We start from the raw sequence: 15,320 nt of genomic DNA, 5'->3' as shown, positions 1-15,320 counted from the left end.
GCCCGCCCTCACCGGTTCCGCCCCCGCAGCAGGTCGGCGATCTCGCCCTGCGGACGCGAGCGGGTGAAGGCCAGCAGCATCCCCACCGCGATACCGCCCGCGATCAGCGACGACCCGCCATAGCTCACGAAGGGCAGCGTCATGCCCTTGGCCGGCAGCAGCCGCACCGCCACGCCCATGTTGATCATCGCCTGCACGCCGAAGGTGCAGGCCAGCCCGGTGCCCGCCAGGCGGATGAAGGGATCCCGCTCGCGCATCAGCCGCAGCAGCGAGCGCACCGTTACCGAGGCGTAGAGCGCGATGATGACCAGAACCAGCACCAGGCCGTATTCCTCGGCCGCAACGGCGACGATGAAGTCGGTATGCGCGTCCGGCAGCGACCATTTCACCTGCCCCTCGCCCACGCCGACGCCGAACAGCCCGCCGCCCATGATCGCATCGGTGGCGTAGCCAAGCTGGGTGGTCGGGTCGACATCCGGCGTCAGGAAGCCGTCGATGCGGCGGGCGAAGTGTTCGGAGGTGGAATAGGCAAACGTCCCGCCCAGCACCACGAGGCCGGCCATCAGCACCAGCAGCAGCATCGGCGCACCGGCGACGAAATACATGACGCCCCAGCCGAAGAGCACCAGGCTCGCCTGCCCGAAGTCGGGCTGGAAAGCCAGCATCAGCACGATGGCGACACAGAGCGCAAAAGACCAGGTCTTGCCCGGCGGGCCGTTGATCTCCTGGCTCGCCGCCAGCAGCCAGGCGGCGACCACCATGAAGCCGGGCTTGAGGAACTCAGACGGCTGGAACGAGGCGAAGCCCAGCGAATACCAGCGCACCGCGCCCTTGCCGAAGTCGGTGCCGAGGAAGGGCAGCATCGCCAGAGCCACGAAGGCCCCGAGGAACCCGAGGATTGCCAGGCGGCGCACCATGATCGGCGACATCATCGAAGTTAGCAACATCGCCACGATGGCCATGCCCCCGAAGGCGGCCTGACGCTGAACGTAGTGGAAGGGCGCGAAATCGTTGCGCGCGGCCAGCGGTGGCGACGAGGCAAGGCCCAGCAGAAGCCCGATCGCGAAGAGGAGCAACACGCAGACCATCGACCACTTGTCGACCGTTCGCCACCACTTCGGAAGAATCGGCTCGCCGCCCCTGTCGGGGACGGCCCCATAGACCATCTCTGTCACGGTTCACTGCCCTTTGCCTGTCGCCCCTTTGCGGGGTCTCAGGATGAACACTACAGGGAAAATGCCGATCCCGCCAGAGTCTTCCTACCAGTTGTTGTCAATGGCCTGAGCGAAGATACGCCAGTACTGTTGCATCCTTTCACGGCCCGACCGGCTCCGGGGCAATCACCGCCAAGCTTCCCCCTTGCCAATCCCCGCGATCCGCGCGAGGGCAATGTAATGCGCTATGACACCGTCATCCTCGGCGCCGGCGCCGCCGGCATGATGTGCGCCGCCTTCACGGGCGGGCGCACGCTGGTGATCGACCACGCGCGCAATCCAGGCGAGAAGATCCGCATCTCCGGCGGCGGGCGGTGCAACTTCACCAACCTGCACGCCGGGCCGGCGAACTTCCTGTCGCAGAACGCGCATTTCGCCAAGTCTGCGCTGGCGCGTTATACCCCGCGCGACTTTCTCGGCCTGATCGCCCGCCACGGCATCGCCTGGCACGAGAAGACCCTCGGCCAGCTCTTCTGCGACGGCAAGGCCACCCAGATCGTCGAGATGCTGCGCGCCGAGATGGCCCGCGCCGGGGCCGAGCTCTGGCTCTCGACCGCGCTGGCGGACTTCTCGCACGACGGCGCGGCCTTCACGCTTGCGCTCGACCGCGAGGGTGGGCGCGAGACCGTCACCGCCGCGAACCTCGTCCTCGCCACCGGCGGCAAGTCGATCCCCAAGATGGGCGCCACTGGCCTCGCCTATGACATCGCCCGCCGCTTCGGCCTTGCCGTGACCGAGACGCGGCCCGCCCTGGTGCCGCTCACCTTCTCCGACAATCGTTTCGCCGCACTCTCGGGCGTCTCGCTGCCCGCGCGGCTGTCCAATGACCGCGCCAGTTTCGACGAGGCGCTGCTCTTCACCCATCGCGGCCTTTCCGGCCCCTCGGTGCTGCAGATCTCCTCCTATTGGCGCGAGGGCGAAAGCCTGAGCGTCAACCTGACCCCCACCGCGCCGCTGTTCGACGCCCTGCGCGCCGCGCGCCAGTCCAGCGGGCGGCACGAGTTGAAGACCGAACTCGCCCGCCACCTGCCCGCCCGCCTCGCCGAACATCTCGCCACCGAGTGGAACCTGCAGGGCCGCCTCGCCGACCAGTCCGACACCGCCCTGCGCGCCCTGTCCGACCGGCTCGCCAGCTGGTCGCTCACCCCCTCGGGCAGCGAGGGCTACCGCACCGCCGAGGTGACGCTGGGCGGCATCGACACCGCCGGCCTCAATTCCTCGACAATGGAAGCCAAGAAGCTAACTGGCCTCTACGCGATCGGCGAGGCGGTCGACGTAACCGGCTGGCTTGGCGGCTACAACTTCCAGTGGGCCTGGGCCTCGGCCCATGCTGCCGGCACGGCGATCTCCGCGCGCTGAACCGGGAACCATTGCGCCGCGCCCGGTGTTTGCCGACTGGAGGAAGCGAATGACCATCTCGAAGGACGACCGCGTGGAATGGACCTGGGGCCGGGGCACCCCCTCGGGCCGCGTGACCGAGATCCTGCCCGAACGGACCATCCGCATCATCAAGGGTTCGCGCATCGTGCGCAACGGCAGCCCCGAGAACCCGGCCGTGGTGATCCGCATGGACGATGGCGGCGAGGTGCTGAAGCTCGCCTCCGAGGTGCGGTTGCTTTGACATGGCCCCCTCGGATCTGCCCGCCGGACTGACCTGGTATCCCGACAGCCGCCCCGGCATCACCCGCCGCCGCGCCGGCCGCGGCTTCAGCTACCTTGCACCGGATGGCACCACCATCGCCCGCGGCACCGAACGCGACCGGATCGAGGCGCTTGCCGTGCCGCCGGCCTACGAGAGGGTCTGGATCTCGCCCAGAGCCAACGGGCACCTGCAGGCCACCGGCATCGATGCGCGGACCCGCAAGCAGTATCGCTATCACCTCAAATGGACCGAGGCGCAGTCGGCCCAGAAATACGACATGCTGCCGGAATTCGCCCGCGCCCTGCCCCGCATCCGTCGGCGCATCACCAGCGACCTGGCCGAGGACCCCGGCGGCGAACGCTTTGCCCTGGCCGCGGCGCTGCTGCTGATCGACCGGCTGTCGCTGCGGGTCGGCAACGAGGAATACGCCCGGCAGAACGGCTCCTACGGTGCGCTCACCCTGCAGCGCCGCCACCTGCGGCTGACCCGCACCGGGTTGAACCTGTCCTACACCGCCAAGGGTGGCAAGCAGGTGCGCCGGAAGCTGACGGACCGCAAGCTGCTGCAGGTCCTGAACCAGGTGCGGGACCTGCCCGGTGCCGAGCTGCTCACCTGGACCGACGATGACGGCGCGGTGCGCACCCTCTCGTCCGGCGCGCTCAACAGCTACCTCGCCGAGGCTGGCGGCGCCGATTTCACCGCCAAGACCTTTCGCACCTGGGCCGGCACCCTGGCCGCCTTCGAGGCGGTCGAGGCCGGCGCCTCCACCATTCGCGCCCTCGCAGAGGCCGCGGCGCACCGGCTCGCCAATACGCCGGCGGTCGCGCGCAAGGCCTATATCCACCCCGACGTCATCGCCCTGGCCGAATCCCCGTCTCCGTCGGCGTCCTCGGCGGGGCTGTCCGGGCTGAGCGCCGCCGAGAACCGCCTCCTCGGCCTGCTCGAAAGCTGATCCCGGGCCGCCCGGCGCCCGGCAAACGCGCCAACAGCGGCAAAGCCAGCCTTCAGGCCCGGCCTGCGCGGATCAATCCTCTTGCCTCTGCCCCGGCGCGCGCCTAATCAGCGCGTCATGAGCCAGCCCCATCATGACCGCCTCCTCATCATCGACTTCGGCAGCCAGGTAACGCAGCTGATCGCGCGCCGCCTGCGCGAGCTGAATGTCTATTGCGAGATTCACCCCTATCAGAACGTGTCCGATGCCTTCCTGAAGGACTTCGCCCCCAAGGCGGTGATCTTCTCGGGCGGGCCCGACAGCGTGACCCGCGAAGGTAGTCCGCGCCCGCCGCAATCGGTCTATGACCTCGGCGTGCCGATCCTGGGCATCTGCTATGGCCAGCAGGTCATGATGCAGGACCTCGGCGGCCGCGTCGAAGGCGGCAAGATCTCGGGCGGCGGCGGCACCGCCGAATTCGGGCGCGCCTATGTGACCCCGGCCGAAAGCCGCATCGACCTGTTGGCCGGCTGGTTCCTCGATGGCCGCGAACAAGTCTGGATGAGCCACGGCGACCACGTCGCGGCACTGGCCCCCGGCTTCGAGGTCTACGGCACCTCGCCCAACGCGCCCTATGCCATCACCGCCGACCTGAAACGCAACTTCTTCGCCGTGCAGTTCCACCCCGAGGTGCACCACACCCCGAACGGCAAGACCGTCTACGAGAACTTCGTGCGCCTCGCCGGGTTCAAGGGCGACTGGACCATGTCCGCCTACCGCGAGGAGATGGTCGCCAAGATCCGCGAGCAGGTGGGCGACGCCAAGGTGATCTGCGGCCTCTCCGGCGGGGTCGACAGCTCGGTCGCCGCGGCTCTGATCCACGAGGCGATCGGCGAGAACCTCACCTGCGTCTTCGTCGACCACGGCCTGCTGCGCCTGAACGAGGCCGAGGAAGTGGTCACCATGTTCCGCGACCACATGAACCTGCGGGTGATCCACGCGCAGGAGCAGGAGCTGTTCCTCGGCGCGCTCGAAGGCGTCTCGGACCCCGAGACCAAGCGCAAGACCATCGGCAAGCTGTTCATCGACGTCTTCCAGAAATACGCCGACCAGATCGAGGGTGCGTCCTTCCTCGCGCAGGGCACGCTCTATCCCGACGTCATCGAAAGCGTCAGCTTCTCGGGCGGCCCCTCGGTCACGATCAAGAGCCACCACAATGTCGGCGGCCTGCCCGAGAAGATGGGCCTCAAGCTGGTCGAACCGCTGCGCGAGTTGTTCAAGGACGAGGTCCGCGCGCTTGGCACCGAATTGGGCCTGCCGGCCTCGTTCATCGGCCGCCACCCCTTCCCCGGCCCCGGCCTCGCCATCCGCTGCCCCGGCGAGATCACCCGCGAAAAGCTCGAGATCCTGCGCAAGGCGGATGCGGTCTATATCGACCAGATCCGCAAGCACGGCCTCTACGACGAGATCTGGCAGGCCTTCGTCGCCATCCTTCCCGTCCGCACCGTGGGCGTGATGGGCGACGGGCGCACCTATGACTACGCCTGCGCCCTGCGCGCGGTGACCAGCGTGGACGGCATGACCGCCGACTACTACCCGTTCAGCCATGACTTCCTCGGCGAGACCGCCACGCGGATCATCAACGAGGTGCAGGGGATCAACCGGGTCACCTACGACATCACCTCGAAGCCGCCGGGCACCATCGAGTGGGAATGACTTTGAAACGGCCCGCCTGAACGGCGGGCCTTTTTGTTTCAGATCAGAGACTTGCAAATCGTTTTTCGCGTCATGCACGAAGCGAGAGACGCCCCTTTGCCTGTCTCTTGCACCGCAGTCAAGACCACCCATGGCCCGCCTGCGCCGGTCCCCCGGCACATCCAGATTCCATCTGGTCAATCGCCGTGCGGCCAAGGAAGATGGGGCCGAACGCAGCCTGCGCTGCAAGTTGAACAGGCGGCGGCAAGAGACTGGTCAGGCGTCGTTTCGAGGAGGAGACCGCGCAGTATGGATGGAACCCGACACGCCCGCCGGGGCACCTTGGCGCCGCGCCCCGAACCAGCCCCCGAGGCCTGCGCATGAATATCGGCGACTGGACCGAACGCTTTCCCGGCACCCGCAGCCTGCCGCCCCAGGTGCGCAAGCGCCTGCTCGACGCGGCGCGCGTGATGCGGGTGCCGCAGGGCACGCAGATTTTCGGCCCTGGCAAGGCGCCCGACAGCTTCCTCTTCCTGATCGAGGGCACCATCCGCGTCTCGCAGACCTCGGAGAACGGCCGCGAGATCGTGCTCTACCGGGTCGAGGCCGGCGACAGCTGCGTGCTGACCACCGCCTGCATCCTGGCCGAGGAGGCCTATAACGCCGAGGGCATGGCCGAGACGGATGTCGTCGCCGTCACGCTGCCCCGCACCGAGTTCGACCGGCTCTCGGCCGAGGAGGCCTCGTTCCGCAGCTTCGTCTTCGCCGCCTACTCGCGCCGGCTGATCGACCTGCTGCGCGTCGTCGATGATGTCGCTTTCGGCCGGATCGACGTGCGGCTGGCAGACCGCCTGCTGGCGCTGGCCGGGCAGACGAACGACCTCGCCGCCACCCACCAGCAGCTGGCCAGCGAACTCGGTTCGGCGCGCGAGGTGATCTCGCGCGTGCTGCAGGACTTCCAGAAGCGGGGCCTCATCACCCAGACGCGTGGACATATCACGCTGGCCGACCGGCCGGCGCTGGCCAGGCTTGCCGCCAGCGCCTGAACGCCAGGTCATTTTCACCCATCGGTGACAATATCACTGAAGCAGCGCCGGCAACGTCGTATGCGCATGGTCTGTTATCCGTAGCGGAGGCAAACCATGAAACCCAACGTCGGCACCATCGACCGCATCCTGCGCTTCGCGCTCGGGCTGGTCCTGCTCTACCTCGCCTTCCTGAGCGGCCTGCCGCTCTTCGACGCGCCGCTCTACAAATACGGCGCCGCGATCATCGGCATCGTGATGCTCGTCGTGGCCGCCCTGCGCATCTGCCCGATCTACGCGATCCTCGGCATCCGCACCTGCCCCGCCGCGCGCTGACCCCGCCCCAAGGAGGACACCCCATGACCAGCTATCCCGTCCGCATGGACATCAAACCCGTCGTCCAGGCCTTCTTCGACGAAGCCACCAACACGATCAGCTACATCGTCAAGGATCCCAGCTCGAACGCCTGCGCGATCGTCGATTCGGTCATGGACATCGACTATGCCGCCGGCCGGATCACCTATGACCATGCCGATACGCTGATCCGCGAGGTCGAAACCCAGGGTCTGAAGCTGGAATGGATCATCGAGACCCACGTCCACGCCGACCACCTCTCTGCCGCGCCCTATATCCAGCAGAAGCTGGGCGGCAAGATCGGCATCGGCTCGAAGATCATGATCGTGCAGGACACCTTCGGGAAGGTCTTCAACGAGGGCACCGAGTTCCAGCGCGATGGCTCGCAGTTCGACCGGCTGTTCGAGGACGGCGACACCTACATGATCGGCAACATGCCAGCCTTTGCGATCTACACGCCCGGCCACACCCCCGCCTGCATGGTGCATGTCATGGGCGACGCGGCCTTTGTCGGCGACACCCTGTTCATGCCCGACGGCGGCTCGGCCCGCGCCGACTTTCCCGGTGGCGATGCCGGCACGCTCTATGACAGCATCCAGAAGGTGCTGGCCCTGCCCGACGACATGCGCCTGTTCATGTGCCACGACTATGGCCCGAACGGCCGCGAGATCCGCTGGGAGACAACGGTCGGCGAGGAGAAGGCGCACAACATCCACGTGGGCGGCGGCAAGTCCAAGGAAGACTTCGTCCGCTTCCGCACCGAGCGCGACGCCACCTTGGCCATGCCGCGCCTCATCATCCCCTCGCTCCAGGTGAACATGCGCGCCGGGGCCGTTCCCAAGGACAGGGACGGCCGCCCGATGCTCAAGGTTCCGGTCAACACGCTCTGAAAGCCGTCGCCATGGATCTCAAGCAGCTCACCCCGCGCATCACCGTCAGCCCGCAGATCACCCCGGCCGATATCGCCGCGCTGAAGGCGCGCGGCGTGCGGTCGATCATCTGCAACCGCCCCGATGGCGAAGGCGCCGACCAGCCGACCTTCGACGAGATCGAAGCCGCCGCCAAGGAGGCCGGGATCGAGGCCCGCTACGTCCCGATCAAGGCCGGCATGGTCACCGATGCCGACGTCGATGCCTTCGGCGCGGCGCTCGAGGAACTGCCCCACCCGCTGCACGCCTATTGCCGCAGCGGCACGCGCTCGGTCACGCTCTGGTCCTTCCACCAGGCCAGGACCCGGCCGATGCCCGAGATCCTCGCCGCCGCCAAGGCCGCCGGCTATGACATGAACGGCGTGGCGCGCCGCATCGCCAATGGCGGCAAGACCCCGACCGACACCGGCGATGCCAGCTTCGACGTGGTGATCGTCGGCGGCGGCGCCGGCGGCATCTCGGTCGCCGCCAGCCTGCACGCGCGCAAGCCCGGCCTTTCGATTGCCATCATCGACCCGGCCGACATCCACTACTATCAGCCCGGCTGGACCATGGTCGGCGGCGGCATCTTCGATGCCGCGACCACGGCGCGCACCATGGGCTCGCTGATCCCGCGCGGGGTGAAGTGGATCAAGGCCGCCGTTGCCGCCTTCGAGCCGGCCAACAACGCCGTCATCCTCGACGGTTGCCGCGTGGTGAAATACACCCGCCTTGTGGTCTGCCCCGGCCTCAAGCTCGACTGGGCCGCTGTCGAGGGGCTGGAGGAAACGCTCGGCCGCAACGGCGTCACCTCGAACTACCGCTATGACCTGGCGCCCTATACCTGGCAGCAGGTCCAGGGCCTCAACCGGGGCCGCGCGCTGTTCACCCAGCCGCCGATGCCGATCAAATGCGCCGGCGCGCCGCAGAAGGCGATGTATCTCTCGGGCGATGCCTGGTACCGCCGCGGCGTCCTGAAGGACATCGACATCCAGTTCATGAACGCCGGCGGCGTGCTCTTCGGGGTGAAGGACTATGTCCCCGCCCTGATGGAATACATCGCGAAATACGACGTCACGCTGAACTTCTTCAACAACCTCACCGCCGTCGACGGCCCTGCCAAGACCGCCACCTTCAAGGTCTCCAAACCCGACACTGAGCCCACCGAGGTCAAGGTCGAATTCGACATGATGCACGTCTGCCCGCCACAGACCGCGCCCGACTTCATCCGCGTCTCGCCGCTGGCCGACGCGGCGGGCTGGGTCGACGTCGACCAGGCCACCCTGCGCCACAAGAGTTATGACAACATCTGGTCGCTGGGCGACGTGATGAACGCGCCCAATGCCAAGACGGCAGCAGCCGCGCGCAAGCAGGCCCCCACCGTGGCCGAGAACATCGCCGCCGATATCGACGGCCACTCGGCCGTGGCGCAATACGACGGTTACGGCTCGTGCCCGCTGACGGTGGAGCGCGGCAAGATCGTGCTGGCCGAATTCGGCTATGGCGGCGTGCTGAAACCCAGCTTCCCGACCTTCCTGCTCGACGGCACCAAACCGACCCGCGCCGCCTGGTTCCTGAAGGAAAGGATGTTGCCGCCGATCTACTGGAAGGCGATGCTGCGCGGCAAGGAATGGCTGGCCCGCCCCGAGAAGCTCGAAGTCGCCTCGCGCTGAGGCACCCACAAACCGGGCGGCCGCCAAGGGCCGCCCGCAAGAGACTGACCGCAATGCACAAATACCTGCCGATCCTCGACTGGGGCCGGACCTACGACCGCCAGGCGCTGTCAAATGACCTGATCGCAGCGGTGATCGTCACGATCATGCTGATCCCGCAGTCGCTGGCCTATGCGCTGCTGGCGGGCCTCCCGCCCGAAGCGGGCATCTATGCCTCGATCGCCCCGATCCTGCTCTACGCGATCTTCGGCACCAGCCGGGCGCTGGCGGTCGGTCCCGTCGCCGTGGTCTCGCTGCTGACCGCCTCGGCGGTGGCGCAGGTGGCGGAACAGGGCACCGCCGGCTATGCCGTCGCGGCGCTCACGCTGGCCTTCCTGTCGGGCGGCTTCCTCGTGCTGCTGGGTGTGCTGCGCCTCGGCTTCCTCGCCAATTTCCTCAGCCACCCGGTCATCGCCGGCTTCATCACGGCCTCGGGCATCCTGATCGCCACCAGCCAGCTCAAGCACATCCTCGGGATCGGCGCCGGTGGCCACACCCTGCCCGAGATGCTCGGCGCGATCTTCAGCCACCTGGACGAAACCAACTGGATCACGCTGCTGATCGGCGTCACGGCCACCGCCTTCCTGTTCTGGGTCCGCAAGGGCCTGAAGCCCGCGCTCAAGCGCCTCGGCACGCCTGCGCTGCTTACCGATATCGCCGCCAAGGCGGGGCCGGTCGCGGCGGTCGTGGTCACGACGTTGGCGGTCTGGGCCTTCGACCTGGGGGCGCATGGCGTCAGGATCGTCGGCGAGGTGCCGCAAAGCCTGCCGCCCTTCACCCTGCCCGGCCTCTCGCCCGACCTGCTGGGCAAGCTGCTGGTCCCGGCCATCCTGATCTCGGTCATCGGCTTTGTCGAAAGCGTCTCGGTCGCCCAGACCCTGGCCGCCAAGAAGCGCCAGCGTATCGACCCCGACCAGGAACTGATCGGCCTCGGTGCCGCCAACCTCGGCGCGGCCTTCACTGGCGGCTACCCGGTCACCGGCGGCTTTGCCCGCTCGGTGGTGAACTTCGACGCCGGTGCGGAAACCCCCGCCGCCGGGGCCTTTACCGCCATCGGTCTCGCCATCGCCGCCGTGGCGCTGACCCCGCTGGTCTATTTCCTGCCCAACGCCACCCTGGCCGCCACCATCATTGTCGCGGTGCTGAGCCTGGTCGACTTCTCGATCCTGAAGAAGACCTGGGGCTATGCCAAATCCGACTTCATCGCCGTCGCGGCGACGATCCTGCTGACGCTGGGCCTTGGCGTCGAGGCCGGTGTCGCCTCGGGCGTCGGCCTGTCGGTGCTGCTTCACCTCTACAAGACCTCGCGCCCCCATGTGGCCGAGGTGGGCCTTGTCCCCGGCACCCAGCACTTCCGCAACATCAACCGCCACAAGGTGCTGACCGACCCCAGCCTCGTCACCCTGCGCGTCGACGAGAGCCTCTATTTCGTCAACGCCCGCTTCCTCGAGGACCTGATCCAGAAGCGCGTGACCGAGGGCTGCGCCATCCGCAACGTAGTGCTGATGTTCTCGGCGGTGAACGATGTCGACTTCTCGGCGCTCGAAAGCCTCGAGGCGATCAACCACCGCCTGCGCGACATGGGCATCGGGTTGCACCTGTCCGAGGTGAAGGGCCCGGTGATGGACCGACTCAAGCTCTCGCACCTGCTGTCCGACCTGAACGGCGAGGTCTTCCTGTCGCAATACGACGCCTGGCAGAAACTCGCCCCCGAAGCCGGACGCAAGCTGTCGGCGGTCTGAAACCGCCGCACCGCTGCCGGTCGGGATCAGAAACTCGGCCAGCCCGACAGCGCGCCGATCTCGGCGCGCGACCAGCCGGACCGGCAGCGCTCCGGCTGGCAAGGCGCAGGGTTGCCGCGACTGAAAACGGAAAGTGTGGCATAGACCGCCAGGGCCAGCGGCCCGGCAGCCATCCAGGCCAGAACGGCCCAGCCCCACCCTGCGCCCGATACCCAGACCGCCACGCCGCCGGCAAGTCCGACAATCCCGCAGAGGGCTGCAATCACGATCCCGCTCCCCGACGGCAGCCGGCTCTCATCGGCGCAATGGCAGGCGGCGCGCGTTTCGGCGATGGCCGCAGTTGCAGCGGGGTCTGACCAAATCGGGGTGATAACCTCGCCCAGGACGGGCGCGTGCAGTCCGATCGAGATGGAATGGAACATCTGTCTACCTCCGGCGAGCCTTGGTTTCGTGCCAGGAGACGGACGTCCCTTGCGGATCGGGTGGCGCTCCGCACAGCGGGAGGTTCCATCTCCTGACAAGGTAATTACGACACGATCAGTCGTGTTTATCAACGGAAAAATCACGCCCTTTTCGGTCGTGTATTTAGTGGATCATTCCCCAGCCACGCCGCCCGGCAGCGCAAACCGCTCCAGCGGGCGTGAATCCTCCATCAGATCCGCCAGGGTCAGCGATTCGATCATCAGGATGTACGAGGCATAGAACCCGCCGAAAACCGCCCTCACCCGGCAGTTCAGCTCGTCCTTGCAATCCTCGCAGGGCTGATAGGCCCGCCGCGACAGGCAGGGCAACGGCGCCAGCGGCCCGTCGATCAGGCGCAGCACCTCGGCCAGCGAGACGCGCCTGGCCTCCTTGATCAGCTCATAGCCGCCGTTCCGCCCCCGCCGGCTGCCGATCAGGCCTGCCCGCTTGAGATCGAGGAGAATATGCTCGAGGAACCGCTTCGGCGCGCCCGACCGCTCGGCGATATCCTCGATGCGCAGCGCCTCGGCACCGGCCGCCCTCTCGTCGGCCATCACCATCAGTGCCTTGAGGGCGTATTTCGTCTTGTGCGTGATCATGGTGCGGCAGGCTGCCCCGAAAGCGCGACTATCACGGTCAACATTAGCATCATCGGCGGAAATCGCGAGCCTTGAATAATAACACGATAAACATGATCGACATTTTGTTGAAATATGGCATCATCCGCCCGACTCGCGCAGACCAAACCAGGGTGGCACCATGAGCTTTGACCGGATCGACCTGAACATCCTCGACCTGCTGCAGAAGGATGCCACCATGTCCGTGGCTCGCATCGCCGACCGGGTCGGGCTGTCCCAGACGCCTTGCTGGAAACGCATCCAGAAGCACGAGGAGTCCGGCGTCATACGCTCCCGTGTCGCCCTGCTCGACCCCGACGCGCTCGGCCTGTCGCTGACCGCCTTTGTCATGATCGAGGCCGCCGAGCACAGCGCCGCCTGGCATCGCGAATTTCTCGCCGTGGCCGATGCCTTGCCGCCGGTGCGCGACGTCTATCGCCTCGCCGGCACCTACGATTACCTGCTGCGGGTCATCGTGCCCGACATGGCGGCCTTCGACAGGTTCTACGAAAAGCTCACGTCGAGCATTCGCCTGCGCGGCGTCAACTCCTTCTTCGCGCTGGAGCGCGTGCGGGTCGCAACCACCGTGCCGCTTGGCGAGCTGACCGCCTGACCGGAGCCCCGGTCAGGCCGCGGGCTGCATCGACACCGCAACGTCAGCGTCGACCGCCAGCGTGTGCAGCACATCGCTGCCCTGGGTATACTGGTAGATATCCAGCACCGCCCCGCCCGCATCCACGACCTGCGCGCCGGTCGCCTGGAATTGACCTCCGGCCTCGCCAACCAGCGTGACGCTGTCGCTGGCATCGCCGTAGATCGTCAGGCTCTGCCCGATATCCTCGCCCAGCAGCCCGGCCAGCGCATCGTCCTGGTCACCGGACATGCCCAGCAGGTCGGCAATCGTCAGCTCGACCGTATTCGCCTGTCCATTGGCCATATCCAGCGCCTCGATCCCCGAGAGATCGACCAGCGACATGTAATCCGCCGTCAGGTCTCCGCCGAGGTCGATCCGCAACACGTCCCGACCGTCACCGCCGTCGAGCGTTTCCTGCCGCCCGCCGGTCAGCCCGTCGAAACTGTCGACCACGATCAGGTCATCGCCCGCGCCGCCCAGAACGGTATCGGCGCCCGCGCCGGTCACGAAGGTATCGTCCCCGCCATAGCCCAGCATCACGTCATTGCCGGCGCCCCCGCTCAGGCTGTCGGCCTCATCGCTGCCGAACAAAAGGTCGCTGCCATCGTTCCCGGTGATATCCTGCGCCGTGGCCGCCTTGCCCAGCACCTCGGAATCGAACAGCGTCAGCTCCACGGTGGTCGGGTCGCCGTCGAGATCGAACCCGCCGGTAACCGAAAAGCGGTTCTCCTCGCCCAGCAAGGTTACCAACCCGTCGATATCCGCGAGCGAGAGCGTGGCGTTGAAGCCGCTCAGCACCAGCCCCGCCGCGGTCTCGTCGGCGATCTGGCCCTGATCCACCCCGTCGGCGATCAGGGTCACCGACAGGTCGACCAGTTCGGCGGAGAACAGCGGCGTCTGGCTGAAGGCATCGGTCAGATCCTCTGCCCCCTGCAACAGGGTCGGCGTATCGTCGAACAGGGCCAGCGTGTTGTAATTCACGTTGCTGCCCACGCCAAAGGCCTCGATATCGACGGAATACCCCTTGGTCGCCTCATCAGTCAGCCTGTCGAGAACGGCCTGCCAGGTGTTGCTGGAGGGCGACCCGTCGGTGATGAAGTAGAGGAAGTTCTTCTCGCCAACCGGCTGGGCATCGAAGAAGTCCTCGGTCAGCTCCAGCGCCGCCGTCCAGTTCGTCTGCCCTCCGGAATAGGGCATCGCGCGCACCATCTGGATCAGGCCGGGGTCGCTCAGATCGAAGGTCCCCTCGACCCTGGCGGAGCTCGCATAGGTGATGATCTGCACGTCCACATCGGTCAGCGCGCCGTCGAAGCGGTCGGCCAGGGTCTCCAGCGCGTCGGCGACGGCATTGATCATGGCGGTCCACTGGGTCTGCCCGACGCTGCCCGACCGGTCGAGCGTGACGACGAGGTTGACCGCCGTGGCATTCACGTCGCTGGCATTGGCGAAGATGCTGCCGGCAGGCAGGCCACCCGGCTCCGGCAGGATGTTCAGCGTCACGATCTGCTGCCCGGCATTGCTGTAGGGCGCCGAATTGACCGCCACGGTCACCGTCCGCGTCACCGCCGCGCCGAAATCGTCGGTCACGGTATAGTCGAACCGGTCTAGGCCCGCGAAACCGGCATCCGGCGTATAGGTCCAGTTGCCGTCACTCTGAATCAGCACCGAGCCGTGATCCGGCCCATCCGCCCCCAGCGCGAATACGAGCGTGGCTCCGTTGTCGATGTCCGTCGCCGTCAGGGTGCCGCTCACGCTGTTGTCCTGATCGGTCTGCGTGCTGACGTTCAACGCGACAGGGCCATCGTTCGTGCCGGTCACCGTGATCTTCACGACTTCCGTCGCCGTCGCGCCCTGGTCGTCGGTCACCGTCGCCGTAAAGCTCTCGGTCACCACCTGCCCCGCCTTCAGCGCCTCGGCCGCGGCCCCGAGCGCATAGCTCCAGCTGCCATCCGCGTTCATGGTGAACGAACCATAAGCGCCTGCCGCCGAACCGGACCAGGTCAGCACCGCACCGGCGTCGTTGTCGCTGGCGGTCAACTGCCCGCCAATCGCCGCGCCGCCCTCGTTGAGAGCGCCTCGCGCATCCGCCGTAGCGCTCGTCACCACCGGCCCGTCATTGGCCCCAGTGATCGTCACGATCACCGTCTCCGTCGCCGTCGCGCCCTGTTCATCGGTCACCGTCGCCATAAAGCTCTCGGTCACCACCTGCCCCGCCTTCAACGCCTCCGCAGAGGCCCCAAGCGCATAGCTCCAGCTGCCGTCCGCATTCATGGTGAACGAACCATAAGCGCCCGCCGCCGAACCGGACCAAATCAGCACCGCGCCGGCGTCGCTATCGCTGGCCGTCAACTGCCCACCAATCGCCGCGCCGCCCTCGTTGAGAG

General features: G+C 67.0%; 14 protein-coding genes. 10 read left to right on the top strand and 4 right to left on the bottom strand.

The genetic code is table 11. The features are described from left to right. Positions 1-8: 8 nt before the first annotated feature. Positions 9-1,175 (bottom strand): peptidoglycan glycosyltransferase FtsW, encoded by a 1,167-nt coding sequence (locus IE266_RS22750; protein ID WP_189682436.1) that lies wholly within the window; start codon positions 1,173-1,175, stop codon positions 9-11. A 219-nt stretch (positions 1,176-1,394) separates the two neighbouring features. Here IE266_RS22750 and IE266_RS22745 point away from each other — a divergent pair, with 219 nt between their 5' ends. The 9 genes from IE266_RS22745 to IE266_RS22705 all read left to right on the top strand — a co-directional run bounded on the left by IE266_RS22745 (position 1,395) and on the right by IE266_RS22705 (position 11,223). Continuing rightward, a complete protein-coding gene (locus IE266_RS22745; protein WP_189682435.1) occupies positions 1,395-2,573 on the top strand; it encodes a BaiN/RdsA family NAD(P)/FAD-dependent oxidoreductase in 1,179 nt (392 codons plus the stop codon). Positions 2,574-2,622: 49 nt separating this feature from the next. Beyond that, on the top strand, positions 2,623-2,835 hold the full coding sequence (locus IE266_RS22740; protein WP_189682434.1) for a hypervirulence associated TUDOR domain-containing protein: 213 nt from the start codon (positions 2,623-2,625) through the stop codon (positions 2,833-2,835). A 1-nt stretch (position 2,836) separates the two neighbouring features. Then, positions 2,837-3,808, top strand: a complete 972-nt coding sequence (locus IE266_RS22735) for a DNA topoisomerase IB (RefSeq protein ID WP_189682433.1) — start codon at positions 2,837-2,839, stop codon at positions 3,806-3,808. Between the two features lie 117 nt (positions 3,809-3,925). Then, positions 3,926-5,503 carry a glutamine-hydrolyzing GMP synthase gene (guaA, locus tag IE266_RS22730; protein ID WP_189682432.1) on the top strand — a complete coding sequence of 526 codons (1,578 nt, stop codon included), beginning with the start codon at positions 3,926-3,928 and terminating at the stop codon, positions 5,501-5,503. 359 nt (positions 5,504-5,862) lie between these two features. Beyond that, on the top strand, positions 5,863-6,528 hold the full coding sequence (locus IE266_RS22725) for a Crp/Fnr family transcriptional regulator (RefSeq protein WP_189682431.1): 666 nt from the start codon (positions 5,863-5,865) through the stop codon (positions 6,526-6,528). A 96-nt stretch (positions 6,529-6,624) separates the two neighbouring features. Continuing rightward, positions 6,625-6,843 carry a YgaP family membrane protein gene (locus IE266_RS22720; RefSeq protein WP_189682430.1) on the top strand — a complete coding sequence of 73 codons (219 nt, stop codon included), beginning with the start codon at positions 6,625-6,627 and terminating at the stop codon, positions 6,841-6,843. A gap of 23 nt (positions 6,844-6,866) precedes the next feature. Continuing rightward, positions 6,867-7,751: an MBL fold metallo-hydrolase gene (locus tag IE266_RS22715; protein WP_189682429.1), complete on the top strand. Its 885-nt coding sequence runs from the start codon at positions 6,867-6,869 to the stop codon at positions 7,749-7,751. Positions 7,752-7,762: 11 nt separating this feature from the next. Next, complete coding sequence (locus tag IE266_RS22710) at positions 7,763-9,442, top strand: bifunctional protein tyrosine phosphatase family protein/NAD(P)/FAD-dependent oxidoreductase (protein ID WP_189682428.1); 1,680 nt, start codon at positions 7,763-7,765, stop codon at positions 9,440-9,442. Between the two features lie 53 nt (positions 9,443-9,495). Next, complete coding sequence (locus IE266_RS22705; RefSeq protein WP_229864404.1) at positions 9,496-11,223, top strand: SulP family inorganic anion transporter; 1,728 nt, start codon at positions 9,496-9,498, stop codon at positions 11,221-11,223. Between the two features lie 26 nt (positions 11,224-11,249). Here IE266_RS22705 and IE266_RS22700 read toward each other — a convergent pair whose 3' ends face one another. Both IE266_RS22700 and IE266_RS22695 read right to left on the bottom strand, forming a co-directional pair. After that, positions 11,250-11,645: a hypothetical protein gene (locus IE266_RS22700; protein ID WP_189682427.1), complete on the bottom strand. Its 396-nt coding sequence runs from the start codon at positions 11,643-11,645 to the stop codon at positions 11,250-11,252. A gap of 171 nt (positions 11,646-11,816) precedes the next feature. Continuing rightward, complete coding sequence (locus tag IE266_RS22695) at positions 11,817-12,284, bottom strand: RrF2 family transcriptional regulator (RefSeq protein ID WP_189682426.1); 468 nt, start codon at positions 12,282-12,284, stop codon at positions 11,817-11,819. 160 nt (positions 12,285-12,444) lie between these two features. Here IE266_RS22695 and IE266_RS22690 point away from each other — a divergent pair, with 160 nt between their 5' ends. Next, positions 12,445-12,915, top strand: a complete 471-nt coding sequence (locus IE266_RS22690) for an Lrp/AsnC family transcriptional regulator (protein ID WP_189682425.1) — start codon at positions 12,445-12,447, stop codon at positions 12,913-12,915. Positions 12,916-12,927: 12 nt separating this feature from the next. On the opposite strand, the gene IE266_RS22685 is transcribed toward IE266_RS22690, so the two are convergent. After that, positions 12,928-15,320, bottom strand: a 2,393-nt coding sequence (locus IE266_RS22685) for a cadherin-like domain-containing protein (RefSeq protein WP_189682424.1), incomplete at its 5' end; no start/stop codon positions are given.

Origin of the sequence: Seohaeicola zhoushanensis (assembly GCF_014656415.1) — a bacterium.
In the GTDB taxonomy this organism is placed as follows: domain Bacteria; phylum Pseudomonadota; class Alphaproteobacteria; order Rhodobacterales; family Rhodobacteraceae; genus Seohaeicola_A; species Seohaeicola_A zhoushanensis.
This window is presented reverse-complemented; position numbering and strand designations above follow the sequence as displayed.